At 63.3% G+C, this 23,881-nt stretch carries 24 protein-coding genes; 20 read left to right on the top strand and 4 right to left on the bottom strand.

Going from position 1 to position 23,881, the window contains the following annotated elements:
- Positions 1–276: 276 nt before the first annotated feature.
- From imuA to NCS58_RS09070, 3 genes are all read left to right on the top strand, one after another.
- Positions 277–1,140: a translesion DNA synthesis-associated protein ImuA gene (gene imuA, locus NCS58_RS09080; RefSeq protein ID WP_250476771.1), complete on the top strand. Its 864-nt coding sequence runs from the start codon at positions 277–279 to the stop codon at positions 1,138–1,140.
- Positions 1,085–2,692, top strand: a complete 1,608-nt coding sequence (locus NCS58_RS09075; RefSeq protein ID WP_250538277.1) for a DNA polymerase Y family protein — start codon at positions 1,085–1,087, stop codon at positions 2,690–2,692. Before imuA ends, NCS58_RS09075 begins: the two co-directional genes overlap by 56 nt.
- A gap of 82 nt (positions 2,693–2,774) precedes the next feature.
- Positions 2,775–6,170, top strand: a complete 3,396-nt coding sequence (locus NCS58_RS09070; protein ID WP_250538278.1) for an error-prone DNA polymerase — start codon at positions 2,775–2,777, stop codon at positions 6,168–6,170.
- On the opposite strand, the gene NCS58_RS09065 is transcribed toward NCS58_RS09070, so the two are convergent.
- Together NCS58_RS09065 and NCS58_RS09060 are read right to left on the bottom strand one after the other, a co-directional pair.
- Positions 6,164–7,102, bottom strand: coding sequence for an SDR family oxidoreductase (locus NCS58_RS09065; protein WP_250476769.1), 939 nt, complete (start codon positions 7,100–7,102; stop codon positions 6,164–6,166). The two genes, NCS58_RS09070 and NCS58_RS09065, sit on opposite strands and share 7 nt — an antisense overlap.
- Positions 7,099–7,305: a heavy-metal-associated domain-containing protein gene (locus NCS58_RS09060; RefSeq protein ID WP_250476768.1), complete on the bottom strand. Its 207-nt coding sequence runs from the start codon at positions 7,303–7,305 to the stop codon at positions 7,099–7,101. The genes NCS58_RS09065 and NCS58_RS09060 overlap by 4 nt, the downstream gene beginning before the upstream one ends.
- A 97-nt stretch (positions 7,306–7,402) precedes the next feature.
- Between NCS58_RS09060 and cueR the strand changes: the two genes are divergently transcribed.
- Both cueR and NCS58_RS09050 read left to right on the top strand, forming a co-directional pair.
- Positions 7,403–7,789 carry a Cu(I)-responsive transcriptional regulator gene (gene cueR / locus NCS58_RS09055; protein ID WP_061121063.1) on the top strand — a complete coding sequence of 129 codons (387 nt, stop codon included), beginning with the start codon at positions 7,403–7,405 and terminating at the stop codon, positions 7,787–7,789.
- A gap of 234 nt (positions 7,790–8,023) precedes the next feature.
- On the top strand, positions 8,024–8,170 hold the full coding sequence (locus NCS58_RS09050) for a DUF3563 family protein (RefSeq protein WP_075644455.1): 147 nt from the start codon (positions 8,024–8,026) through the stop codon (positions 8,168–8,170).
- 95 nt (positions 8,171–8,265) lie between these two features.
- On the opposite strand, the gene NCS58_RS09045 is transcribed toward NCS58_RS09050, so the two are convergent.
- A complete protein-coding gene (locus NCS58_RS09045) occupies positions 8,266–8,664 on the bottom strand; it encodes a DUF305 domain-containing protein (RefSeq protein WP_061121064.1) in 399 nt (132 codons plus the stop codon).
- Between the two features lie 112 nt (positions 8,665–8,776).
- On the opposite strand from NCS58_RS09045, the gene NCS58_RS09040 reads away from it, so the two are divergent.
- A complete protein-coding gene (locus tag NCS58_RS09040) occupies positions 8,777–9,145 on the top strand; it encodes a hypothetical protein (RefSeq protein WP_250476767.1) in 369 nt (122 codons plus the stop codon).
- 12 nt (positions 9,146–9,157) lie between these two features.
- Here the strand turns inward: NCS58_RS09040 and NCS58_RS09035 are convergent, their stop codons facing one another.
- Entirely contained in the window at positions 9,158–10,003 is an 846-nt protein-coding gene (locus NCS58_RS09035; RefSeq protein ID WP_250476766.1) for a 23S rRNA (adenine(2030)-N(6))-methyltransferase RlmJ, read from the bottom strand.
- Between the two features lie 289 nt (positions 10,004–10,292).
- On the opposite strand from NCS58_RS09035, the gene NCS58_RS09030 reads away from it, so the two are divergent.
- The 14 genes from NCS58_RS09030 (at position 10,293) to NCS58_RS08965 (ending at position 23,855) form a co-directional block, all read left to right on the top strand.
- Positions 10,293–11,087: a 3-hydroxybutyrate dehydrogenase gene (locus NCS58_RS09030; protein WP_061121067.1), complete on the top strand. Its 795-nt coding sequence runs from the start codon at positions 10,293–10,295 to the stop codon at positions 11,085–11,087.
- A 15-nt stretch (positions 11,088–11,102) separates the two neighbouring features.
- A complete protein-coding gene (locus NCS58_RS09025) occupies positions 11,103–12,347 on the top strand; it encodes a patatin-like phospholipase family protein (RefSeq protein ID WP_250476765.1) in 1,245 nt (414 codons plus the stop codon).
- A 117-nt stretch (positions 12,348–12,464) separates the two neighbouring features.
- On the top strand, positions 12,465–12,947 hold the full coding sequence (locus tag NCS58_RS09020; RefSeq protein ID WP_250476764.1) for a low molecular weight protein-tyrosine-phosphatase: 483 nt from the start codon (positions 12,465–12,467) through the stop codon (positions 12,945–12,947).
- 140 nt (positions 12,948–13,087) lie between these two features.
- On the top strand, positions 13,088–13,615 hold the full coding sequence (gene iscR / locus NCS58_RS09015) for a Fe-S cluster assembly transcriptional regulator IscR (RefSeq protein ID WP_061121070.1): 528 nt from the start codon (positions 13,088–13,090) through the stop codon (positions 13,613–13,615).
- A gap of 86 nt (positions 13,616–13,701) precedes the next feature.
- The gene (locus NCS58_RS09010) at positions 13,702–14,925 is read left to right on the top strand and encodes an IscS subfamily cysteine desulfurase (protein ID WP_061121071.1); all 1,224 of its coding nucleotides are present in this window, start codon (positions 13,702–13,704) and stop codon (positions 14,923–14,925) included.
- A 36-nt stretch (positions 14,926–14,961) separates the two neighbouring features.
- The gene (gene iscU, locus NCS58_RS09005; RefSeq protein ID WP_061121072.1) at positions 14,962–15,390 is read left to right on the top strand and encodes a Fe-S cluster assembly scaffold IscU; all 429 of its coding nucleotides are present in this window, start codon (positions 14,962–14,964) and stop codon (positions 15,388–15,390) included.
- Between the two features lie 80 nt (positions 15,391–15,470).
- Positions 15,471–15,794, top strand: a complete 324-nt coding sequence (iscA, locus tag NCS58_RS09000; RefSeq protein ID WP_061121073.1) for an iron-sulfur cluster assembly protein IscA — start codon at positions 15,471–15,473, stop codon at positions 15,792–15,794.
- A gap of 81 nt (positions 15,795–15,875) precedes the next feature.
- A complete protein-coding gene (gene hscB / locus NCS58_RS08995; protein WP_061121074.1) occupies positions 15,876–16,406 on the top strand; it encodes a Fe-S protein assembly co-chaperone HscB in 531 nt (176 codons plus the stop codon).
- Positions 16,407–16,442: 36 nt separating this feature from the next.
- Positions 16,443–18,308 (top strand): Fe-S protein assembly chaperone HscA, encoded by a 1,866-nt coding sequence (gene hscA, locus NCS58_RS08990; protein WP_250538276.1) that lies wholly within the window; start codon positions 16,443–16,445, stop codon positions 18,306–18,308.
- A gap of 48 nt (positions 18,309–18,356) precedes the next feature.
- A complete protein-coding gene (gene fdx / locus NCS58_RS08985) occupies positions 18,357–18,698 on the top strand; it encodes an ISC system 2Fe-2S type ferredoxin (protein WP_061121076.1) in 342 nt (113 codons plus the stop codon).
- Between the two features lie 14 nt (positions 18,699–18,712).
- Positions 18,713–18,910, top strand: coding sequence for a Fe-S cluster assembly protein IscX (gene iscX, locus NCS58_RS08980; RefSeq protein WP_061121077.1), 198 nt, complete (start codon positions 18,713–18,715; stop codon positions 18,908–18,910).
- 321 nt (positions 18,911–19,231) lie between these two features.
- Positions 19,232–22,054, top strand: a complete 2,823-nt coding sequence (locus NCS58_RS08975) for a xanthine dehydrogenase family protein molybdopterin-binding subunit (RefSeq protein WP_250538275.1) — start codon at positions 19,232–19,234, stop codon at positions 22,052–22,054.
- Complete coding sequence (locus tag NCS58_RS08970; RefSeq protein WP_250538274.1) at positions 22,051–22,623, top strand: (2Fe-2S)-binding protein; 573 nt, start codon at positions 22,051–22,053, stop codon at positions 22,621–22,623. Before NCS58_RS08975 ends, NCS58_RS08970 begins: the two co-directional genes overlap by 4 nt.
- Positions 22,620–23,855, top strand: a complete 1,236-nt coding sequence (locus tag NCS58_RS08965) for a cytochrome c (RefSeq protein ID WP_250538273.1) — start codon at positions 22,620–22,622, stop codon at positions 23,853–23,855. The genes NCS58_RS08970 and NCS58_RS08965 overlap by 4 nt, the downstream gene beginning before the upstream one ends.
- Positions 23,856–23,881: the final 26 nt, after the last annotated feature.

Raw genomic sequence — 23,881 nt, 5'->3', positions numbered from 1 at the left:
TGTGAAAGTAGGTAATCGTCAGGCTCCTCATGCGATAAACAAAAACCCCACCCCGCAAAGGTGGGGTTTTTGCGTTTGGAAGCGCGAAAACGCTGGTAATCCCCATCGCAATTTCCTGTCTTATTCTTCGCCCTTGTGCTTCGTAACGAGCCTTCGGCACCTCCAGATGTTTACCCGCCCTCAAAAAAATACTGTATAAATATACAGTAAAACCAAAGACCGCCGAGTGCTCGCACCGTGAGCAGGCCCTTGCATTCGCGCTGGACGGGGAAACTCATGGGTGCAGCACTTTCATTGCTCGACATCGGGCTGACATCGCATCTGCAGCGTCAGATCTGGCAGGGCAGTCCGATCAACGATCCCGAGTCGAACATCATCTCGAGCGGATTCCGGACGCTTGATCTGGCCTTGCCCGGCGCAGGCTGGATGCCCGGCACAGTCACCGAGTTACTGATCGAAGAGAGCGGCGTGGGCGAAATCAGATTGCTCGCGCGCACGCTTCGAGAACTGACAGTGGGCAAAGATCGCTCCGTCATCTTCATCGCGCCACCGTGGAAGCCCAATCTGGCCGCGCTTCGGGCGATGAAAATCGCGGTCGATAAACTGGTCTGGGTCAAGGCGCCCGAAGATCAGGTGCTCTGGGCCGCAGAGCAGTCGCTGAAGCAGGAAGGCATCGGCGCTGTGCTGATCTGGCTGCCTCAAGTGCGTCCGGAAGCACTGCGGAGGCTGCAAGTCGCCGCTCAGGAAGCGCAGTCGCTGGCGTTCCTGTTCCGCCCGCTCAAAGCGGCGAAGCAATCATCCGCCGCGCCATTGCGCATGGTCTGCAAACCGATACTCCCCGCCAGCGCACAGACGATGAACCGTCGCGAATGGATGCAAGCCGTCATGCTCGAAATCGACATCATCAAGCGGCGTGGCCCACTGTTGGGCAAGCCGCTGCGATTGAGCTTGCCGCTGCAGATGCCTGCTCTGCCCGAACATATTCGTCGTGCGCATCAGGCAAGGAAAGCACGAGAGGTCAAACATGTTGTGGATAGCGGTGACATTGCCGCTTTTATCGCTCGAAGCAGTCAGGCCGCCCTCGATGCCCTCGACATCGGGGAATTCGATCTCGCCTGGAGCAACATCGACGCCGAATGACATTCGCGCCAGCGATATCGATCAGCCATGCTTCGCGCTCGCGGATCACGCGCGCATCCTGATGCCCGATCTCGTCGCGTTTCGGCTCGGCGTGCGGCCCGGCAGCACGCGCTCGCATGCGTTCGCGCTGGCGCCGCAACTGACGCTGCTCGCCATCGACATGCGTGAAGAGCAAAACGCGCTCGAAGCTGTTGCGCTGGCGTTGCTCGCGTTTTCGCCCAAAGTCGTGCTGGCCCATGCGAATACGGTGCTGCTCGAAGTTGGCGCGAGCATGCGGCTCTTCGGCGGCTTGCGCGCGTTGCTGTCCAAGGTGACATCGACGGTAAAAGGATGCGGTTTCACCTCGCGCATGGGCTGCGCGCCAACGGCGTGGGGCGCATGGCTGCTGGCTCACGCGCGCACGCGTCGTGTTACGCGGCGCGTACGCATCGTGAAAGAGACGACGCTCGTCCATGTGCTCGATGCGTTGCCCGTATCGCTCATCCCGTCGGCGCATTCGCACGGCAACGTGTTCGAGCAGATCGGCTGCGCAACGCTCGCCGATTTGCGTCGTCTGCCGCGCAAGGGCGTCGCGCGACGGTTCGGTCAGGGCATCCTGCAATGGCTCGCGCAAGCATATGGACAGGCACCCGATCCGCGCGAGGCGTTCTGCGCGCCGGCGTCGTTCGAGGCTCGGCTCGAATTGCAGGCGCGCGTGGAAAGCGCCGAGGCGTTGCTGTTCGCCGCCCGCCGGCTTGTGTTGCAACTCGCCGGCTGGCTGAGCGCGCATCATGCGGCGGTCAGTGAATTTTCGCTCTTGCTCGAGCACGAGCTGGCTGCCCGTCACGCGCCGAAAACGTCGACATTCAAGGTAGCCTGGGCCGTGCCGACGCGCGAAGCCGATCACATCCTCTGGCTGCTGCGCGAGAAACTGAATCAGACGACGCTCGCAGCGCCCGTGATCGAGATGAAGCTTCTTGCCGACAAGGTCAGCGAGCATGCGCCGCCGGCCGAGACCTTGTTTCCGATGCCCGGTTCCGACAGCGAATCGATGGCGCAACTGCTCGAACGTCTGAGCGCGCGGCTCGGCGCCGAGAACGTCGTGCAGCTGGTCGCGCGAGACGATCATCGGCCCGAAGCGGCGATGACGGTCGAAGCTTATAAGCCTGCAAGCGAGACGAAGCCGAAGCGCGGGAAGAAATCGTCAAAGACGCAAGCGGCAAAAGCAGATACGCCGACCGAAACCGAACCCGAGGCGCAAACCGACGCGCAAACCGAGGCGCAAACCGAATCCGGCGGGCCGCTCGAGCTTCCCGATCGGGCCGTTCCCTCGCAGCCGCGCCCGTCGTGGATACTCGAGACACCGCAAAAGCTGATCTTGCGCAACGAGCGCCCGTTTTACCGACGCCCGCTGAAGCTGATCAGCCGGACCGAGCGCATCGAGGCGGGATGGTGGGACGGTAATGGTGTCCAGCGCGATTACTACGTCGCCGCCGACGATCGCGGCCGCATGTTCTGGCTTTATCGCGAACGTCTCACCGGCAGTTGGTTCCTGCACGGTTTTTTCGGATGATGCCGCCGTGGATGATTTGAACGACATCATCGGCCTGGATGAGGATGACGAAGGCGACGACAAGGCCGCGGTTCTCGGCGCGATGTCGGCCTCGGCGCTGTTGCCCGGTTATGCCGAACTGCATTGCCTGAGCAACTTTTCGTTTCTGCGCGGCGCATCGCATCCGCAGGAACTGGCCGCGGCAGCGCTCGAGCACGGCTATACCGCGCTCGCGATCACGGACGAATGCTCGCTCGCGGGCGTCGTGCGTGCGCATGCCGCGATCAAGGACATCGAAGCGAAGGCGCGCGCCGACGCCGAAGCCGCGCAGCTTGCAGGCGAGCCGCCGCCCAAAAAGCAGGATCTGAAACTGATCATCGGCAGCGAACTGCATCTCACCGATGCCGACGGCGAGCCGTTCTGCACGCTCATCGCGCTTGCGACGAATCGGGCGGGCTACGGCAACCTGTCGGAGCTCATTTCGCACGCGCGCGCTCGTTCGCCCAAGGGCAGTTACAAGATAGGCCCGGAGGACTTCACGGACCCCGCCGCGTCATCCAACGCGGCGGATCTGCGCGGCGATATTGCGCATCTGAAGCACTTGCCGGATTGCATTCTGATTCTCGTGCCGCAGAGATCGGCGACGCTCGCCGATACGCTCGACCGCGCGCACTGGCTGGCCGGCTTTGCCGCGAGCCGTGCGTGGCTCGCGCTTGAGCTCTGGCAGGACGGTAGCGACGACGAGCGTCTTGCTTCCTGTCGTGTGATCGCCGAAGCGAGCGGATTGCCGCTCGTCGCGGCGAGCGGCGCGCTGATGCACGCGCGCTCCCGCAAGCCTTTGCAGGACACGCTGACCGCGATCCGCCTGAACCGGCCTCTTGCCGAATGCGGCTACGCGCTCGAAGCGAACGCGGAGCGACATCTGCGCACGCGGTTGCGCATCGGCGCGCTGTATCCAAAAGAGGCGATCCGGGAAACGCTGAAGGTGGCGGCCCGCTGCACCTTCAATCTCGAGGAACTCAAATACGAATACCCCGAAGAGCTGGTGCCGCCCGGCGAGACGCCCGCGAGCTATCTGCGCAAACGCGTGATCGCGGGCGCGCTGCAACGCTGGCCGAACGGCATGGATGCCGAGACGATCGGTCTCATCGATAAAGAGCTGGCGCTCGTCGCCAGGCTGGAATACGAGAAGTACTTCCTGACTGTCTATGACATCGTCGCCTTTGCGCGCAGCAAGGGCATTTTGTGTCAGGGGCGAGGCTCGGCGGCGAACTCGATCATTTGCTATTGCCTGTTCATCACCGAACTCGATCCGGTCCGGATGGGCTTGCTGATCGAGCGCTTCATCTCGCAAGCGCGCAACGAGCCGCCCGATATCGACGTCGATTTCGAGCACCAGCGGCGCGAGGAAGTCATCCAGTACATCTATCAGAAGTATGGGCGGCATCGCGCGTCGCTGGCGGCGTCGCTCATCACGTATCACACGCGCAGCGCGCTGAAGGATGTCGGCAAGGCGCTCGGGCTCGATGCGTCGCTGATCGAGCGCATCGGGAAGTCGCAGCAGTGGTGGGACGGACCGTCCGCGGTGGCGGGTTATCTCAGGGAAGCGGGCTTCAGCGACGATTCCCACGTCACGAAGCATCTCATCCGTTTGACGCGCGAGCTGCGAGGCTTTCCGCGGCATCTGTCGCAGCACGTCGGCGGTTTCGTGATCGCGCGGGAACGCTTGTCGCGGCTCGTGCCGATCGAAAACGCCGCGATGAAAGACCGCTGCGTGATTCAGTGGGACAAGGACGACATCGATCAGCTGAAGCTCCTGAAAGTGGACGTGCTCGCGCTCGGCATGCTGTCGGCGATCCGGCGCGCCCTTGAATTCGTCGCGCTGCGGCGCGGCGTGCCGGGTTTCGGGCTGTCGCATATTCGCCGCGAGGACAAGGCCGTCTACGAGATGTGCTGCCGCGCGGACACCATCGGCGTGTTTCAGATCGAATCGCGCGCACAGCAAAGCATGCTGCCGCGCTTGCGGCCGCAGAAGTACTACGACCTCGTGATCGAAGTGGCGATCGTGCGGCCCGGCCCGATCCAGGGCGGCATGGTGCATCCGTATCTGCGCCGCAAACAGGGACTGGAAGAGGAGGAGTATCCGAAAGAGGAGCTACGGCCGGTGCTCGGCCGCACGCTCGGCGTGCCGATCTTTCAGGAGCAGGTGATGAAGCTCGCGATGGTTGCGGCGGGCTACACGGCGGAACAGGCCGATCAATTGCGCCGGGCGATGGCCGCGTGGCGTCGCGGCAGTCATCTGGAGAAATATCAGGCCGATCTCATGAAGAAGATGCTTTCGCGCGGCTACGAGCACGATTTCGCCGCGCGTGTGTGCAAGCAGATCGAGGGATTCGGCGAATATGGCTTTCCGGAGAGTCACTCGGCGAGCTTCGCGCTGCTTGTTTATTTCAGCGCGTGGATCAAGCGTTACGAGCCCGCCGCGTTTCTGGCCGGTTTGCTGAACAGCCAGCCGCTCGGGTTTTATTCGCCGTCGCAACTCGTGCAGGACGCACGGCGTCACGGCGTGCCGGTGTTCGCGCCCGATGTTTCCCTGAGCGATTGGGAATCGGTGCTGGAAGCGCGGTCCGGTAACGGCGAGCGCGTCGTGTTCGATGCCGGCAAGGAGCGGCGGCGTCAGCAGTTCTATGGCGCGGCCGCGTCGGATCGCGTGTTTCGGAAGACCGTGCGACGAGCGGCGCGCAGCTTTAGAAAGCGCGTCGAGCTGGATGGACGGCAATACGGCGCGAAAGGGCCGGGCGTGCGGATCGGCCTGCAACTGATCAAGGGTCTTCCGCAAGCGGCGGCCGAGCGGATCATGGCAGCGCGCGCGCAGGCGCCCTTCGTCGATGTCGACGATCTCACGCGCCGTGCCGCCTTGTCGCGACGCGAACTCGAAGCGCTCGCGGCGGCCAATGCGCTCGCGAGCATCGCGGGGCATCGGCGTCAGGCGTGGTGGGCGGTCACGGCGCAACAGCGCGCGCCGGAATTGCTGCGCGATGCGCCGATGAGCGAGACGCCGCTCATGCTGCCGGAAGCATCGGAAGGCCGCGAAATCGTCGACGACTACGCGAGTCTCGGACTCACGCTCAATCGTCATCCGCTCGCGCTGTTGCGCGGCAAGCTTGCGCGCCTGCGTTTCAAGACCGCCGCCGAACTCGCGGAAATCAGAAACGGACGCGTCGTGCGGGCGTGCGGCATCGTGACGGTGCGGCAAAGGCCAGGCACGGCGAACGGCACGATCTTCGTGTCGATCGAGGACGAAACCGGTGCGATCAACGTGATCGTCTGGCCGGGCCTCGTCGAGAAACAGCGCAAAGTGCTGCTAGGGGCGTCGCTGCTCGGCGTGCACGGCGTCTGGCAAATGGACGGCGACGTGCGTCATCTCGTGGCGCAACGGCTCGAAGACCATAGCGCGCTGCTCGGCCGCCTCGCCGCCCCCAGCCGCGATTTTCACTGATCCAGCATGCCCGGATAGTTCTCGAGCAGTCTGGCAATCGCGCTATCGAACGGCGTACGCCGGCCGATGCCCAGCGCATCCAGCCGGCCGGAATCGAGATGACAGTCGCGCGGGCGCGGCGTCGTGTCAGCAGGCGTGCGTTGCGCGACGAGTTTTGCGTCCACTTTCAATGCCCGCGCGATGCGTTGGGCGATGTCGAACTTCGTCATCGGTTCGTCGCCGGACCATTGCGTGATGCCGGAGATCGTCGCGCCTTTCGCGTGATGTTCGAGCATGCCGCGAATCACCGCGGCGACATCGGGCGTGAAAGTCGGATAGCGCGTCGCCCAGGCGTCCATCGACGCGGGCGGGCTCGCCGGATCGGCTGATTTGACGATGGCGGGCGTGAGGCTCGTCACGGCCGATTCGTTCCAGTCCGTGAACGGACCATAAAGCAGCGGCAGGCGCAGCACGCAGGACGCCGGGTCGCTCGCGAGCAACGCGCGTTCGCCGTCCAGCTTGCTCTGTCCGTAGGCGTTGAGCGGCGCGGGCGCATCGTCGGGGAAATAGGGCGGGGCGGTGCCATCGAACACGTAATCGGTCGAGATCGACAGGACCCACGCACTGAGCGCGCGCGCTTCGCTCGCGATCACGCTCAACGCATCGACGTTCAGTGCGCGTGCACGCGCCGGATCGTTTTCGCAGATGTCCGGACGCCGTTCCGCCGCCGCCACCACGATTGCATCGGGCGCGAACTCACGAAAGAAGGCGGACACGGCGTCTCGGTCGAGCAGATCGAGTTGCGCGTTCTGTGCGTCGGCGCGGCTGTGGGCCGTGCGCACGATGCGCCATTGTCTCGCGCCGGTCGCGCTTGCCAGTTCGCCGGCGATGGCGCGTCCCAGCAATCCGGACGCGCCGATGAGCGCGACGGTGAAATCCTCGCTCCTTCTCATGCCGACGCGACGCCGACGACGGTATAGCCGGCCCCGTCGATGGCTTCCCTCAGCGCGTCGTTCGACTGCCCGGACTCGACGGCGACCGTGCCGCGCTCCAGATCGACGCGAACCTGCGCCTGCGGATCGATTTCCTGGATTGAGCGCGTGACGGCCGCGACGCAGTGCTGGCAACTCATGCCCTGAACTTCGAACTCGGTCATTGCGATTTCCTCTTTAAAAAGCCTGGATCAACGTCATCGTATACCTTCCCATCATGGGAAGGTGTAGAGTCGGGATGACATTTTTTCAGGAGCGAACATGAACATCGGTGAAGCGGCCCGTGCCTCGGGCGTGACGGCGAAGATGATCCGCTACTACGAGAGTGTCGGCTTGCTGAATCCGGTCGGGCGGACGTCGTCGGGATATCGCGTGTACGGTGATCAGGAGGTGCATGCGCTGCGCTTTGTACGACAGGCGCGCCGGCTTGGCTTTCTCGTCGAGGACATCCGTAAGCTACTTGCTTTATGGCAGGACCGCTCGCGGGCGAGCGCCGAAGTGAAGTCGATCGCACTGGAACATGTCGCGGAACTGGACCGGCGAATCGCCGAATTGACGGAAATGCGCGACACGCTGTCGCACTTGGCGGCCCACTGCCACGGCGATACACGACCGGACTGCCCGATCTTGGACAATCTGTCGCAGTAGACGCACCAATTCGGTGCGTAAATAGGCGCCTGATTTTCAAGACCTGGTAATTGTCCGAAAAATCAGAACCTTAGGCAATAATTTACACTGCACCATTCCGAAACTGAATGCACAGTATTCAAGCATTTCACTACCCGGGCGCGGACGTTCTCCTCTATAATCCGGGTATTCCCTAGTGCGGGTAATCCCTGACCCGAAAATGCCAGGGATCTTTTAAAGACCTTGGAGAACACCATGTTTGCATTCCTGATCGAAAAACTGAGCTTTTGGTTCGAAGCCGCCGAGCAGCGTCGCCGTGAAGCGTACCTTGCTCAATCCACGGACATCGTCCAGCTCGAACAGCGTATCCGATCGCTCGAAACGAACGGCTATAACGCGTAAGCGTTCCGTTCTGGCGTGGAAAAACGCCAACGTGAAAGTTGGAAAGCCCCGCATTGCGGGGCATTTGCTTTTCTGCTCGATGCGCGTCGCAGAGTTCAATGCTTCGTCGGGTGCTGCTCCACCCACTGCTTCATGAACGCGATTTCCTTTTCCTGCGCGGCGATGATGTCTTTCGCCAGCTTGCGGAGCTTCGCGTCCTTGCCGTACTTCAATTCGACCTTCGCCATTTCCACCGCACCCTGATGATGCGGAATCATGTGCGCGACGAAATCGCGGTCGGCGTCTCCCGTGTACTCGACGCCAGTCATGCCCGACATCATTTTCTGATCGGCGGCCTGGAAGGCGGCGGTCGACGAGACGTCCGTGGGCTTCGGCGCGTGCTGTTCCATGTTCATGCCGGGCATCGCATCGCTCGACGGCGCGGCGGGCTGTGCTATCGCGCATGCGCTAGAGAGGGCGGTGAAGATGGCAAGCGCGATTCGTTTTGATTTCATCGTATCTCCTGTGAAGAGGGCGATTGCGAACTGCATATGAGTCGGAACGCCTAGCCTAAAGCTTGCCACCGGGGTAAGGTAAAGCAGTTTCGTCTACATAAAAGAGCGCGCGATGCCAGGCCACATCAACACGACGAATATTCGCATTCAGGATCGCGTCGCAAGAGCCGCATGGGTTTGCGGCGTGCTCGCCGCGGCGTTGCTCGGCTCGCAATCGACGTTCGCCAAGCCAGGCGGCGAGCCTCTCGTGCTCGATACGCAAACAGGCATCCATAGCGGCGTGAGCGGAACCGTGCTTCAGAGCGGACCGCTCGGCGGTCCCGGCATGGTGCCGATGGCAACATTGCCCGGGCCGCCGCAGGAAGCGGAGCCGCCGATCGTGGTTTCGCCCTACGTCGAGTACTCGACCGGGCAGAGCACTGTGCCCGCGCCGCCCGGGGGAAGCCCCCGCCCACGCGTTCCGCGCACGCCTCGTCCCTGACGATCGCCCGGTTCAGTCCGCGCGATGCTCCAGCTTGAACGACGCGTGCTCGTCCTCGCCGAGCGCGTTGACGAGATAGGGCAGTGCACCCTTCAATTCTTTCGCCAGCGTGTACGGCGGATTGATCACGAACATGCCGCTGCCGAAGAGGCCGAAGCCGTCCGTCGGCGGTTTTTTCACAATCAAGGCGGCATGCAGCCAACCCTTCGGCTGGATGGCCTTCAACTGATCGGCGAAGCGCTGCGACTCGATGCGCGTGACGATCGGATACCAGACCGCGTATGTCCCTGTCGCAAAGCGCTTGATGTTCTCCTCGAGACACGTGAGCGTCCGAGCGTAGTCGCGCTTGTCCTCATATGACGGGTCGATCAGCACGAGCGCGCGGCGCGGCGGTGGCGGCAGGAGCGCCTTGATGCCGTCGAAGCCGTCGCCTTCATAGATCATCGCGCGCCGGCCGGCGTCCCGGAAATTGTGGCGCAGCACGTCGATCTCCGTGCTGTGCAACTCGAAAAGCCGCATGCGATCCTGCTCGCGCATCGTGCGCCAGGCGAGATAGGGCGAGCCGGGATAAAACTGCAGGCCACCGTCGGGATTCAGTGCATTGACTTCATCGACGTAGTCGGCGAGGAGCGGCGGCAGGTCGTCCCGATCCCGAAGTTTCCCGATCCCCGTTTGGAACTCCGCGTTTTTCGTCGCGAAGCCTTCAGTGAGCGAGTAGACGCCGGCGCCGGCGTGCGTGTCGATATACCAATACGATTTTTCCTTCATGCCGAGATGGCGAAGCATCTGAATGACGATTGCGTGTTTCAGCACATCGGCGTGATTGCCCGCATGAAAGGCGTGACGATAACTGAGCATGACAAGAGGCCTGCGCGGGGCGCGAAAAAAACCGGAATGAAAAGGGGCGGGGAAGGGAGCCTATTCTAGCCGACGCCGCCCGGCGCACGAGTCTTGACGCCCCGCTTACGCTGCGGCGCACTGCATCCTTCATGCACAATAGCCGCTCCCGGACATTCATGAACAGTCGACCGAACGGCATAGGCATTCTGATGTTTCGCAGGCGTTTTCCTATGCCGAACGGCCAGCTTGATGGTCGTGCCGATGGATGTTGTCATTCCTGATGTCTTCCACTGGATAGGAGGTTCGCATGTCATCAAACGGAAAGCTCGACGGCAAAACCGCGGTCGTGACGGGCGCGGCGAGCGGCATCGGCCGGGCGATCGCATTCACGCTCGCGGGCGCGGGCGCTGCGGTTGCCATCGCAGACCTGAATCAGGCGGGCGCCGACGCCGTTGCCGCGGAAATTCGCGGCAACGGCGGCAAGGCCATCGGTATCGCGATGGACGTGACGAACGAAGACGCGGTCAATCAGGGCATCGATCGCGTCGCGTCGGAACTCGGCTCGGTGGACATCCTTGTGTCGAATGCGGGCATCCAGATCGTCAATCCGATCGAAAACTACGCATACGCCGACTGGAAGAAGATGATGGCCATTCATGTCGATGGCGCGTTCCTCACCACCAAAGCCGCGCTGAGACACATGTACAAGGACGATCGCGGCGGCGTCGTGATCTACATGGGTTCCGTGCATTCGCACGAGGCGTCGCCGCTCAAGTCGGCGTATGTCACCGCGAAGCACGGCTTGCTCGGCCTCGCGCGCGTGCTCGCCAAGGAGGGCGCGAAGCATAACGTGCGTTCGCACGTCGTCTGTCCGGGCTTCGTGCGCACGCCGCTCGTCGACAAGCAGATTCCCGAGCAGGCGAAGGAACTGAAGATCAGCGAAGAGGAAGTCGTCAAGCGCGTGATGCTGGGCGGCACCGTGGACGGCGTGTTCACGACCGTCGAGGACGTCGCGCAGACCGTGCTCTTTCTGTCCGCGTTCGAAACGGCGGCGCTGACGGGGCAATCGTTCGTCGTGAGCCACGGCTGGTTCATGCAATAAGGGAGACGACGGGCAATGTCGGAAATCGAGAACGAAGACACGCTACGTCGGGGCAATGCCAGGAAACCGACGAACGATGCCGCGTCCGCATCCGTCGTGGAACGCGCGCCGTCCCGCATCCACTTGCCGCCCTACGAGACGATCGCGCTGATGCTGCAGGGCGGAGGCGCGCTCGGCGCCTATCAGGCGGGCGTCTATCAAGGGCTCCACGAGGCGGATATTCATCCGAACTGGATCGCCGGCATCTCGATCGGCTCGCTCAACACGGCGATCATCGCGGGTAATGCGCCGGAGCATCGCGTGACGCGTCTCCTGGAATTCTGGGAGACGATCTGTCAGCCGGCATACGGTTTTCCTTTGCCAGCCTTCGTCGAGCGCGCGCTTTTCGATTCCGCCGATGAGATTCGCAAGGCGTTCACCGCGATGCAGGCATTCGGCGCGGTCGTCGAAGGGCAGAAGGGTTTTTTCGTTCCGCGCTTTCCGCCGCCGTCGCCGATCGCGTCGAGCTCGCCGCAAACCGCGAGCTACTACGACACGACGCCGCTCAAGGCCACGCTCGAGCGTCTTTGCGATTTCGATCGCATCAACTCCGGCGAGACCCGCGTCTCGGTCGGCGCCGTGAACGTCGCGACGGGCAATTTCGCCTATTTCGACAACACGCAGGTCGAGTTGCGCGCCGAGCATTTCATCGCATCGGGCGCCTTGCCGCCGGGTTTCGCCGCAGTCGAGATCGATGGCCAGTTCTACTGGGACGGCGGCCTCATGTCGAACACGCCGCTCTACGAGATCGCGCAGGCAACGCCGCGGCGCGACACGCTCGCCTTCCAGGTCGATCTGTGGAGCGCGCGCGGGCCGGTGCCGGACAGCATCGTCGATGTCATGGGACGCGTGAAGGACGTGCAGTTTTCGAGCCGCACGCGCCTCGTCACGGATCAGATGCAGCGCTCGCAGCGCTACCGCAATGTCCTGCAGCACGTGCTCGACCTCGTGCCCGAAGAGGTTCGCAAGAATGATGAATGGTGCAGGCTTGCCGCCGAACTGGCGTGCTCGAAGCGCTACAACATCGTTCATCTGATCTACCGGCAAAAGGAATACGAGGGCCATTACAAGGACTACCAGTTCGGCCTCTCGACGATGCGGGAACACTGGGAAAGCGGTCTCGCCGATATGCGCCGCACGCTTGCGCATCGCGACTGGCTCGACATGCCTAACGGCGAATCGCGTTTCATCACACACGACATCCATCGCGACGAGCAATGAATGCGTTCCGCACCGCCCGATTGGGCGGGAAAGTGTGCCACTTTGTATAATCGCGCACGCATTCCGGCGGCTTGCCTCGGCGACGTCGCCGGGCGTCACGACTCTTTCCGGCTTTAGATGAACTCGATCGCGATCTGCTTCGTCTGTCTCGGCAACATCTGCCGCTCGCCCAGCGCCGAAGCGGTGATGCGTGATCTCGTCGAGCGCGCGAAGCTGGTCGGGCGGATCGTCGTCGATTCGGCCGGCACGGGCGACTGGCACATCGGCGAGCCGCCCGACGAGCGCGCCCAGAAGGCCGCGAAGAAGCGCGGCTACGATCTCTCGACACTGCGCGGACGTCAGGTCGCCGCCGCCGATTTCGCGCGTTTCGATCTGTTCATCGTCATGGACGACGCCAACGCCGCCGCCTTGACGGCGATCTGCCCGCCCGAACATCGCGGCAAGATCCGCCTGCTCATGGAGTTCGCCACAGGCGATGACAGCCGCGTCGTCGTCGATCCCTATTTCGGCGGCGAAGATGGTTTCGAAAAAGTGCTCGATCAGTGCGAGAACGCGTGCCAAGGTTTGCTGAACGCCTTGCGTGCCCAATTGACGGCTTGACGGCCATCGCCCGACGGCCCGCCGTGCGAGTGCGAAAAAACCAATTAAAAAGCTACTTATCTCGTCCGGGATACTTGACTAAAACTGTGGGATATTTATACTTGACGAAAATCATCGAGTATTAGCGGTAGCCCCCAATTATGAGACTCACCACGAAAGGCCGTTTCGCCGTAACGGCGATGATCGACCTGGCGTTGCGCCAGGAGCAGGGCCCGGTGACGCTGGCAGGCATCAGTCAGCGCCAGCGCATCTCGCTTTCATATCTCGAACAGCTCTTCGGCAAGCTGCGGCGGCATGAGATCGTCGAATCGGTTCGCGGACCGGGCGGCGGTTACAACCTTGCGCGCCGTGCGGAGAACGTCACGGTGGCCGACATCATCATCGCGGTCGACGAGCCGATCGACGCCACGCAATGCGGCGGCAAGGGCACGTGTGAAGGCACGAAGCAGCACGACGGCCACTGCATGACGCACGAGCTCTGGGCGACGCTCAACCAGAAGATGGTCGAGTATCTCGATTCCGTCTCGTTGAAGGATCTGGTCGACCAGCAGCGCGCACGCGAAGGTTCGTCGGCGGTCCTGCGCGACCGGCGCGCCGAGTCGGCTGGCGTCGAGGCCGCGCGCGTCGCGCCCAAGGGGCCGAATTCCATTTTCAACCTGGCCGGATGACATTGAACGCTGCGCCGGCACGAGAGCCGGGCGCGCAGATAGAAGCATCACAGCCAAGAGCTTTGACCGATTTCCCGGAGCGACTGATGAACAACGATATTCCCCACCTGCCCATTTACATGGACTACAGCGCGACGACCCCCGTCGATCCGCGCGTGGTGGACAAGATGATCCCGTATCTTCGCGAGCAGTTCGGCAATCCGGCCTCGCGCAGCCACCAGTACGGCTGGGATGCGGAGCGTGCGGTCGAGGAAGCGCGCGAGAACGTCGCGGCGCTCGTCAACTGCGACCCGCGCGAAATCATCTGGACGTCGGGTGCAACGGAATCGGACAACCTCGCGATCAAGGGCGCCGCGCACTTCTACAAGAGCAAGGGCAAGCACATCATCACCGTGAAGACCGAGCACAAGGCCGTGCTCGACACCACGCGTGAGCTGGAGCGCGAAGGTTACGAAGTCACGTATCTCGACGTGAAGGACGACGGTCTCATCGATCTGGACAAGTTCAAGGCGGCGATCCGCCCGGACACGATCCTCGTCTCGGTGATGAGCGTGAACAACGAGATCGGCGTGATTCAGGACATCGAGGCGATCGGCGAGATCACGCGTGAGAAGGGCATCATTTTCCACGTCGATGCGGCGCAGGCCACCGGCAAGATCGAAATCGACCTGCAAAAGCTCAAGGTCGACCTGATGTCGTTCTCGGCGCACAAGACGTACGGCCCGAAGGGCATCGGCGCGCTGTACGTGCGTCGCAAGCCGCGCGTGCGCATCGAGGCGCAGATGCACGGCGGCGGTCACGAGCGCGGCATGCGTTCGGGCACGCTCGCGACGCATCAGATCGTCGGCATGGGCGAGGCGTTTCGCATCGCGCGTGAAGAAATGGCAACGGAAAACGAGCGCATCCGCATGTTGCGCGACCGTCTGCTGAGAGGCCTGAAGGACATGGAAGAGGTGTACGTCAACGGCGACATGGAACGCCGTGTGCCGCACAACCTCAATATCAGCTTCAATTTCGTCGAGGGTGAATCGCTGATCATGGCGGTGAAGGATGTCGCGGTGTCGTCGGGATCGGCGTGCACGTCGGCATCGCTGGAGCCGTCGTATGTGCTGCGTGCGCTCGGTCGCAACGACGAACTCGCGCACAGCTCGATCCGCTTCACGGTCGGCCGCTTCACCACCGAGCAGGATGTCGACTACGTGATCAACCTGCTGAAGACCAAGATCGCAAAGCTGCGCGATCTGTCGCCGCTCTGGGAAATGCACAAGGACGGCATCGACATCTCGACCATCCAGTGGGCCGCGCACTGAGCGACGCGCGTCACCGAATAAAGGAGAGTTTGAATCATGGCTTATAGCGACAAGGTTCTGGACCACTACGAAAACCCGCGTAACGTTGGCTCGTTCTCGAAGGACGACGACACCGTCGGCACCGGCATGGTCGGCGCGCCGGCGTGCGGCGACGTGATGAAGCTGCAGATCCGCGTGGGCGCGGATGGCGTGATCGAGGACGCGAAGTTCAAGACCTACGGCTGCGGCTCGGCGATCGCATCGAGTTCGCTCGTCACCGAATGGGTGAAGGGCAAGACGCTGGATCAGGCACTGACGATCAAGAACACGCAGATCGCCGAGGAACTGGCGCTGCCGCCTGTGAAGATCCACTGCTCGATTCTCGCGGAAGACGCGATCAAGGCAGCGGTTGCCGATTACAAGCAGCGTCATGGCGTCGCGGCGCCCGAAGCGCAGGCAGTGGAAGCGAAACAGCACGCGGCGTAACGACTGAAGCGAGCGCCGCGCATGAGCGCGGCGCCGCGATGAGCCGGCGAAGCACGGTAAAGCGAAGAGAAGCGAAGACTATGGCAATCACGTTGACGGATAAAGCGGCACAGCACGTGCAGAAGTATCTGATGCGGCGCGGCAAGGGCGTCGGCCTGCGGCTGGGCGTGCGCACGACGGGCTGTTCGGGTCTGGCGTACAAGCTCGAATATGTCGATGAACTCGCGCCCGAAGACACCGTGTTCGAGACGGCGGGCGTGAAGATCGTGATCGATCCGAAAAGTCTTCCGTATCTCGACGGCACCGAGCTGGACTTCGCCCGCGAAGGTCTGAACGAAGGCTTCAAGTTCAACAACCCGAACGCGAAGGACGAGTGCGGCTGCGGCGAATCGTTCCGCGTTTGACGCGAATCACGCCGGCGGTATCGGCAAAAGAGGCGGCGCGTGCCGCCTTTTTCATTCGCACACTGAAACCATAGACATAGCATGGCCTCGCTCACCGACAGTCACTTCGATCTCTTCGATCTGCCGCGAACCTTCGCCGTCGATCCGCAGAAGCTCGACGACGCATATCGCACCGTGCAGGCGCAAGTGCATCCGGATCGTTTCGCCGCGGCGGGCGACGCGCAGAAACGTATCGCGATGCAATGGGCCACGCACGCGAACGAGGCCTATCAGACGCTGCGCGATCCCCTCCGGCGCGCGCGCTATATGCTGTCGCAGCGCGGCATCGACGTCGGCGCGGAGAACAACACCGCGATGGAGCCCGCCTTCCTCATGCAGCAGATGGAATGGCGCGAAAATATCGAGGATGCCGCGAACGCGAAGAACATCGGCGCGCTCGAAGCGCTGCTCGACGAATTGCGTGAGGAAGAGCGCGTGCGTTTCACGAAGCTCGAGGCGCTGATCGACAGCGGTTCCGATCAGGCCGCGGGCGAGGCGGTACGGCAGTTGATGTTCATCGAACGCGTGGCTCATGAAATCGGCACGCAAATCGAACGGCTGGAACACGCGTAAGACGAGTCAGCCGCCCCCAACCCCATAAGACCAAAGATGGCTTTACTGCAAATCTCAGAACCCGGCATGGCGCCGGCGCCGCATCAACGGCGCGTGGCGGTCGGTATCGATCTCGGCACGACGAACTCGCTCGTCGCGGCCGTGCGCAGCAGCGTGCCCGAAGCGCTGCCGGACGAGGACGGTCATGTGCTGCTGCCGTCGGTCGTGCGCTATCTGGAGAAGGGCGGGCGGCGCATCGGCCGGACCGCGAAGGAAGAAGCCGTCACCGATCCGCACAACACGATCGTATCGGTCAAGCGCTTCATGGGCCGCGGCAAGAGCGAGGTCGAGGGCGCGGAGAACGCGCCGTACGATTTCATCGACGCGCCCGGCATGGTGCAGATCCGCACGATCGACGGCGTGAAGAGCCCGGTCGAAGTATCGGCGGAAATTCTCGCGACGCTGCGGCACCGCGCGGAAGATACGCTCGGCGAGGATATCGTCGGCGCGGTGATCACGGTGCCCGCCTATTTCGACGAAGCCCAGCGGCAGGCGACCAAGGACGCGGCGAAGCTCGCCGGCCTGAACGTGCTGCGGCTCCTGAACGAGCCGACCGCGGCCGCGATCGCCTACGGTCTCGATAACGGCTCCGAAGGCCTCTTCGCCGTCTACGACCTCGGCGGCGGCACCTTCGACCTGTCGATCCTGAAGCTCACGAAAGGCGTCTTCGAAGTGCTCGCGGCGGGCGGCGATTCCGCCCTCGGCGGTGACGATTTCGACCACGCGCTGTATCGCCATGTGCTGGAGCAGGCGGGCGTTACGCTCGATGTGCCGGAGGACGTGCGCCTCATGCTCGATCGCGTGCGCTCGGCCAAGGAAGCGCTCTCGGACGTGCCCGAGACGCGCGTGCAGGCGACGCTGTCCACGGGCGTCGAAATCGACGTCGCCGTGAGCGAAGCGCAATTCGCCGCGCTGGCCGAATCGCTCGTCGCGCGCACGCTCGGGCCGACGAAAAAAGCGCTGCGCGACGCGAAGGTCACGCCCAAGGACATCAAGGGCGTCGTGCTGGTCGGCGGCGCGACGCGCATGCCGGTCATCCGCCGCGCGGTCGAGGCGTTCTTCGGCCAGCCGCCGCTCGTCAATCTCGATCCGGATCAGGTCGTCGCGCTCGGCGCCGCGATCCAGGCCGACCTGCTCGCCGGCAACCGCCGGGGCGAAGGCGACGACTGGCTGCTGCTCGACGTGATTCCGCTGTCGCTCGGCGTCGAAACGATGGGCGGCCTCACCGAAAAGATCATCCCCCGCAACTCGACGATTCCCACCGCGCGCGCGCAGGATTTCACGACCTTCAAGGACGGCCAGACCGCGATGGCGATTCACGTCGTCCAGGGCGAGCGCGAGCTCGTGTCCGACTGCCGTTCGCTCGCGCGCTTCGAGCTGCGCGGCATTCCGCCGATGGCGGCCGGCGCCGCGCGCATTCGTGTGACCTATCAGGTGGACGCGGACGGCCTGCTTTCCGTGTTCGCGCGCGAGCAGGCGTCGGGCGTGGAGGCGTCGGTGGTGGTGAAGCCGTCGTACGGTCTTGCCGACGACGAAGTCGCCCGCATGCTCGAAGAGAGCTTCAAGACCGCCGAAACGGACATGCACGCGCGTGCGTTGCGCGAGGCGCAGGTCGAAGCGGAGCGTCTCATCGAAGCGACGCACGCCGCGCTCGAGACCGATGGCGAACTGCTCGACGACGAAGAGCGCGCCGAGATTCTGAAGCTCGTGACCGCGCTTGCGGCGCTTGCGAACGGCGATTCGGTCGAGAAGATCGAAGAGGCCACGAAAGCGCTCGCGACCGGCACCGACGAGTTCGCCGCGCGCCGCATGAACAAGAGCATCCGCCGCGCGCTCGCGGGCCGCAAGCTCGACGACGTCTGATCGTCGCGCAGTTATTGAACAAAGAAGCATTTACGGAAAATCAGCCCCATGCCTCAAATCGTTGTGCTGCCTCACGTGGAGCTCTGTCCGGACGGCGCGGTGATCGACGCCGACGTGAGCAAGAGCATCTGCGACAACCTGCTGGAACACGGCATCGAGATCGAGCACGCCTGCGAGAAATCGTGCGCGTGCACGACGTGCCACGTCATCATCCGGGAAGGATTCAACGCGCTCGAGCCGTCCGAGGAGGACGAGGACGATCTGCTAGACAAAGCGTGGGGTCTCGAACCGACATCGCGGTTATCATGTCAGGCAATGGTGCCTGCCGACGAGGATCTGGTGATCGAGATCCCGCGGTACTCCATCAATCACGCCAAAGAAAATCACTGACAGGAGGCTCGCCCATGAAGTGGACAGATACTCAGGAGATCGCGATGGCACTCACCGACGCGCATCAGGATATCGATCCCCAATATGTGCGTTTCACTGACCTGCATCGCTGGATTACTGAACTGGACGGTTTCGACGACGATCCGGAAAAATCCAACGAGAAGATTCTGGAGGCGATCCAGGCGGCGTGGATCGAGGACGCGGATTACTGACCCGGTCCTGCCTGCATTTCTCGAACGGCGGCTCTTGCGAGCCGCCGTTTTTGTTTTCATTCGCGACTTTCCAAACATCCGCAACGCATTTCATGTTTGACAGAACTTGACGTTGCGCGCGTTGTTGCCCCTTCCCCTGCGACTTAAAATCGCCCCCGCTGCGCGTCGGCAACTAATGTCGATGCGCTGAGTCACGCGTCCGGAAAGGAATCGCCCGCGTGGCAGTGCTTCGCATTGCAAACAAATTTCACATTGCCGAACTGGCGGCGGGCCACGGTCCCGCTGCGGACGATCCGCTGGCGATCACTTGGGGAGAAGTAAATGGGGAAACTCGGCCTGTCGAGGCGCGGTTTTCTGAAGGCGAGTGCGCTCGCTGGCGTGTCGGTGTTCGTAGCGCCGCTCGGCAGCCGTGCGTTCGCCGCGTTGTTCGAAGAAAAGATTCTGACTCCCGTTCAGTGGGATGCGACGAGCGGCGGCGCGAAGTTTCGCATCGACGGTATTGCGAAGGTGACGGGCGCGAAAGTATTCGCGCGCGATGTCCGCGCCGCGGACATGCCGCATTGGCCGAAAGAGCAATCGCACGCAATGATCCTGCGCACGACGCGCGCCGATTGCATCTATGAAGGTTTCGATCTCTCGATGCTCGACGGCGGCCTCGCGCCCGATCGCATCGTCACGGCGGACGATCTCGCGCGCGACAAGCTCGCGTTCCCCGCCTTCTACGGCGATGACATGCTGCTGCCCGCCGGCAAGACGCCGGCGTATCTCGGGCAGGCGGTCGCGATCCTGATCTATCGCGATTTCGCGCGCTTTCGCTTCGCGAAGGACAAGCTCCAGTTCCGCGAAGGCGTCATCCGTTACGGCGCGACGACCGGCCCGCTCGAGCGCGACCCGTGGGCGGCGTTCCGCTTCGTGCGCGTCGGCGGCAAGACGCCTTACGACGACGATACCTTCTCGAGTCTGAAGGACACGCCGCTCTTCCCGCACATGATGAAGAAGCGCGAGCCGGTCTGGGCGAGCGCCGCCGAGCACGGCAAGCTCGACGAGCAGGGCGTGTTCCATGCGAACGCAATCGCCGAAGCGCTCGATCACCCACCGGCGGAATGGCTCGTCGTCGATCGCGATTACCGCACGCAATCCGTCGACACTGCTGCGCTCGAACCCGACAACGCGAATTGCTGGTACGACGCGGCGACGCAATCGCTGCACATGGTCATCCCGACGCAAGGCCCGCATGAAGTGGCCGAAAGCGCGATCGAGATGACGGCGAAGTCGCATTTTCCGGTGAAGAACCTGTTCCTGCATCCGTGCTACACGGTCGGCTACGGTTCGAAGGACCACTACAACATGCCGTTCTACGGCCTCCTCGCATCGCTGTACGGCGACGGCCGGCCGGTGCGTCTCGCCAACGACCGCTTCGAGCAGTTCCAGTGCTCGCTCAAGCGGCACGCGTTCGACATGCGCTATCGCATGGCGATCGACCGGAAATCGGGGCTGATTCAGGCGTTCAAGGGCGATTTCGTCGCCAACGGTGGCGGGCGCTGCAACTTCTCGCCGTCGGTCGCGATGGTCGGGGCGACGGCGGCCCAGTCCATCTACTACATCCCGAAGAGCGATCTGACCGCCACCGCGATCGCATCGCGCGCGGTGGACGCCGGCTCGGCGCGCGGCTACGGCACGCTGCAGAGCATGGCGGCGACCGAGATGATGATCGACGACATCGCGCAGACGCTCGACATGGATCCAATCGAGCTGCGCCTGAAGAACGTGATGCGCACCGGCATGAAGAACACGCAGGGCGCGATTCCGGCGGGCGCCGTGCGCGCCGAGGACGTGCTTCGGCGCGCGCAGGCGCATCCGCTCTGGACCGAGCGCAAGAAGCGCAAGACGGAATACGAAGGGACGCACCCGGGCAAGCGCTACGGTGTCGGTTTCGCGTGTACGCAGAAGGACTTCGGCACCGGCGCGGAGAGCGCGTTCGCGAAGATCGAATTCACCGCCGATGGCCGCATCGCGCTGCATCACTCGGGCGCGGAGATCGGCACCGGTGCGTCGACATCGCAGGCGCTCGCCTGCGCGAAATGGCTCGGCAAGCCCGCGGCCGACGTTCACATGGCGACGATCGACTGGACCGACCTGCCTGTCGTCACGAGCGGCGATCCGTACATCATGTCGCAGGCCGAGCAGGATCGCCTGAGCGCGAATCCGCGCTGGTCGCCCACGTACATGTCGCCGGCGAGCGCGACGAATTCGGCGTTCTATTTCACGCACGCGACGCGCGAAGCGGCGCGCGTGGTTTTCCGTCACGGCATCTGGCCCGCTGCGCTCGCGATCTGGGGGCAGGGCATCGGCGGCGGTCAGGCGATGTCGTTCGTCGTGCGCATCGAAGACGCGCGCTGGACGGACGGCAAGCTGTCCGCCGACGGACTCGAGCCGATTCCTTTCGAGCAGCTCGCGAAGAAGGCGTACGAGCTCGGGCTCGTCACGGGCGCGGCCGTGCACACGTTCAATCGCTGGCAATGGAGCGAGGCGCAGTTCGACATCGCGGGCGAAGTCGAACGGCTTCCGATCGACGGCCTTTCGCTGCGCTTCGGCGGCGGTAAGGCTAAAAGCGCGGCGAAAGCCACGGGGAACGGCTACACGGTCCTCGAGCGCAAGCGCGTCTTCATCCCGCCCGTGCAACGCAACAACGCGGCGGTCACGTACTACAGCGCGCTTGGCACGCTCGTCGAACTCGCCGTGAGCGAATCGAGCGGCGAGGTCGAACTGCTTTCGCATCATTCGATCATGGAGTGCGGCAATCAGATCGCGCCGCAACTCGTGTCGGGCCAGTTGCAGGGCGGCATCGCGATGGGCATCGGGCACGCGCTGCACGAGTATATGCCGCTCTACGAAGACGGCCCGGGCAACGGCACCTGGAACTTCAACCGCTATCACCTGCCGCTCGCGAGCGATGTCGCCGTGTGGAAGCAAACGGGCGAAGTGCTGCCGCCGCTGTCCGAAACCGATCCGCCGAAGGGCATCGCCGAAGTGGTGATGATTCCGGTGGTCGGCGCCATCGTCAACGCGATCGCGCACGCGATCGGCCATCGCTTCACCGATCTGCCGGTGACGCCGCAAAACATTCAGGAGGTGCTCGCATGACGGCCATCCAATCCGCCGCGGGCGTTGAATCGCGCGCACTCTCGATGACGATCAACGGCGAAAAGGTCGGCCCGATGCAGGTGCCCGCCGGTCTGTCGATGATCGATTTTCTGCACGAGTACGTCGGGCTCACCGGCTCGCGTCTCGGATGCGGTCAGGGCATCTGCCACGCGTGCGTGGTGATCGTCGACCACGCCGACGGAACCAGCGAGGAAGTGCGCACGTGCATCAACGGCGCGCATTTCTTCGACGGCAAGACCGTGCGCACGGTCGAAGGGCACGCCAAGCGCAACGAGCAAGGCGAAGTCGTCGAAATGTCGGCGGTGCAGCAGAAGTTCCTCGAGCACTTCAGCTTCCAGTGCGGCTATTGCACGCCGGGCTTCGTCAACGCGACGACCGTGCTGATCGAAAGGCTCAAGCGCAATCCGATCGCGAAGGAGCAGATCGAAGCGACGATCATGGAGGCGCTGAACGAGCACATCTGCCGCTGCACCGGCTACGTGCGCTACTACGAAGCGGTCAAGGATCTCGTGCTTGCCACGCCCGGACTCGTGAAGGACGCCGCATGATGAGATCGATCCTGACCCGTCTCGTTGCGCCGCTAGCGGCGGCATCCTTTGTGCTCGCCGGTTGCGGCGGTCAGAACGATGTCGCGGCGCCGCCGAAAACCTCGCCCGAGCAGATCGCGCGCGGACGCTATCTCGCGCATGCCGCCGATTGCGCCGCGTGCCACACGGCGCATGGCGGCGCGCCGTTCGCGGGCGGCGTGAAGCTCGAATCGCAATTCGGCACGTTCTACGGCACGAACATCACGCCTGATCCGAAGCACGGCATCGGCATGTGGAGTTCCGATGAATTTTTCCGCGCGCTGCATGACGGCGTGACGGCGAAGCACAAGCTCTATCCCGCGATGCCGTACACGTCGTATCGGCAGATGTCGCGCGAGGACAGCGACGCGATCTACGCGTACCTGATGACGCAAAAGCCCGCGGCGGTGCCGAACATCGATCCCGATCTGAAGTTTCCGTACAACGTGCGCTTCGCCGTGCGCTTCTGGGACATGCTGTTCCTGAAGGACACGCTGCCGGATGCATCGTCGGGACAATCGGCCGACTGGACGCGAGGGCGCTATCTGGCCAACGCACTCGGCCACTGCGCGGAATGTCACACGCCGCGTGGCGCGTTCGGGCAGCTGCAGGACGCGAAGACCTTGCAGGGCGGCGGGGTCGGACGCATCGGCGCACCTGACATCACGCCGTCCGCGCTTGCCGCGCGCGGCTGGACGGGCGCGGATCTGCAGGCGTTCTTCGCAACCGGCGTGGCGAAGCAAGGCTCCGCGTTCGGTGAGATGCATCCCGTGGTCTATCTGAGCACGCAGCATCTGAGCTCGGAGGACTTGCGCGCGCTCGCGACCTATCTGCTCGGCGACGCGCCGCCGGAAGCCGCACCGCGCGCCACCGTGAAGATCGACGACACGGCGAAAGTGTCGGCGGGCCGCGGTCTCTACCTCGATTCGTGCGCGGGCTGTCACGGGATCGACGGTCAGGGCAAGCCGCATGTCGCGGTGGGCATGGACGGCAACTCGACCTTGCGCGAGGCCGACCCGCGCAACGTCATCACGTCGATTCTCGATGGCCTCGAGGCGCAGCGCTTTCCGGGCGTGGAGAACATGCAGGCCATGCCGGGTTTCGCCGGAACCTATGGCGATGAGCAGATCGCGCAGCTCACGAACTATCTTCGCGTGACGTGGGGCGGACAGCCCGGCGATGTGACCGCCGACAAGGTCAAGTCGCTGCGCTAACTCCAGACGCTCCAAAAAAAACGAGG

The organism is Caballeronia sp. INML3B (assembly GCF_023631305.1).
Taxonomy (GTDB): domain Bacteria; phylum Pseudomonadota; class Gammaproteobacteria; order Burkholderiales; family Burkholderiaceae; genus Caballeronia; species Caballeronia turbans.
This window is presented reverse-complemented; position numbering and strand designations above follow the sequence as displayed.

Coding starts and splice junctions, on each gene's coding strand:
- NCS58_RS09065 (WP_250476769.1), bottom strand. CDS start 7,102: ATGAGAAGGAGCGAGGATTTCACCGTCGCGCTCATCGGCGCGTCCGGA.
- NCS58_RS09070 (WP_250538278.1), top strand. CDS start 2,775: ATGTCGGCCTCGGCGCTGTTGCCCGGTTATGCCGAACTGCATTGCCTG.
- NCS58_RS09060 (WP_250476768.1), bottom strand. CDS start 7,305: ATGACCGAGTTCGAAGTTCAGGGCATGAGTTGCCAGCACTGCGTCGCG.
- NCS58_RS09020 (WP_250476764.1), top strand. CDS start 12,465: ATGAACTCGATCGCGATCTGCTTCGTCTGTCTCGGCAACATCTGCCGC.
- NCS58_RS08970 (WP_250538274.1), top strand. CDS start 22,051: ATGACGGCCATCCAATCCGCCGCGGGCGTTGAATCGCGCGCACTCTCG.
- NCS58_RS09050 (WP_075644455.1), top strand. CDS start 8,024: ATGTTTGCATTCCTGATCGAAAAACTGAGCTTTTGGTTCGAAGCCGCC.
- imuA (WP_250476771.1), top strand. CDS start 277: ATGGGTGCAGCACTTTCATTGCTCGACATCGGGCTGACATCGCATCTG.
- iscU (WP_061121072.1), top strand. CDS start 14,962: ATGGCTTATAGCGACAAGGTTCTGGACCACTACGAAAACCCGCGTAAC.
- hscA (WP_250538276.1), top strand. CDS start 16,443: ATGGCTTTACTGCAAATCTCAGAACCCGGCATGGCGCCGGCGCCGCAT.
- NCS58_RS09045 (WP_061121064.1), bottom strand. CDS start 8,664: ATGAAATCAAAACGAATCGCGCTTGCCATCTTCACCGCCCTCTCTAGC.
- iscX (WP_061121077.1), top strand. CDS start 18,713: ATGAAGTGGACAGATACTCAGGAGATCGCGATGGCACTCACCGACGCG.
- NCS58_RS08965 (WP_250538273.1), top strand. CDS start 22,620: ATGATGAGATCGATCCTGACCCGTCTCGTTGCGCCGCTAGCGGCGGCA.
- NCS58_RS09040 (WP_250476767.1), top strand. CDS start 8,777: ATGCCAGGCCACATCAACACGACGAATATTCGCATTCAGGATCGCGTC.
- NCS58_RS09035 (WP_250476766.1), bottom strand. CDS start 10,003: ATGCTCAGTTATCGTCACGCCTTTCATGCGGGCAATCACGCCGATGTG.
- NCS58_RS09030 (WP_061121067.1), top strand. CDS start 10,293: ATGTCATCAAACGGAAAGCTCGACGGCAAAACCGCGGTCGTGACGGGC.
- fdx (WP_061121076.1), top strand. CDS start 18,357: ATGCCTCAAATCGTTGTGCTGCCTCACGTGGAGCTCTGTCCGGACGGC.
- NCS58_RS08975 (WP_250538275.1), top strand. CDS start 19,232: ATGGGGAAACTCGGCCTGTCGAGGCGCGGTTTTCTGAAGGCGAGTGCG.
- hscB (WP_061121074.1), top strand. CDS start 15,876: ATGGCCTCGCTCACCGACAGTCACTTCGATCTCTTCGATCTGCCGCGA.
- NCS58_RS09075 (WP_250538277.1), top strand. CDS start 1,085: ATGCCCTCGACATCGGGGAATTCGATCTCGCCTGGAGCAACATCGACG.
- NCS58_RS09010 (WP_061121071.1), top strand. CDS start 13,702: ATGAACAACGATATTCCCCACCTGCCCATTTACATGGACTACAGCGCG.
- NCS58_RS09025 (WP_250476765.1), top strand. CDS start 11,103: ATGTCGGAAATCGAGAACGAAGACACGCTACGTCGGGGCAATGCCAGG.
- cueR (WP_061121063.1), top strand. CDS start 7,403: ATGAACATCGGTGAAGCGGCCCGTGCCTCGGGCGTGACGGCGAAGATG.
- iscA (WP_061121073.1), top strand. CDS start 15,471: ATGGCAATCACGTTGACGGATAAAGCGGCACAGCACGTGCAGAAGTAT.
- iscR (WP_061121070.1), top strand. CDS start 13,088: ATGAGACTCACCACGAAAGGCCGTTTCGCCGTAACGGCGATGATCGAC.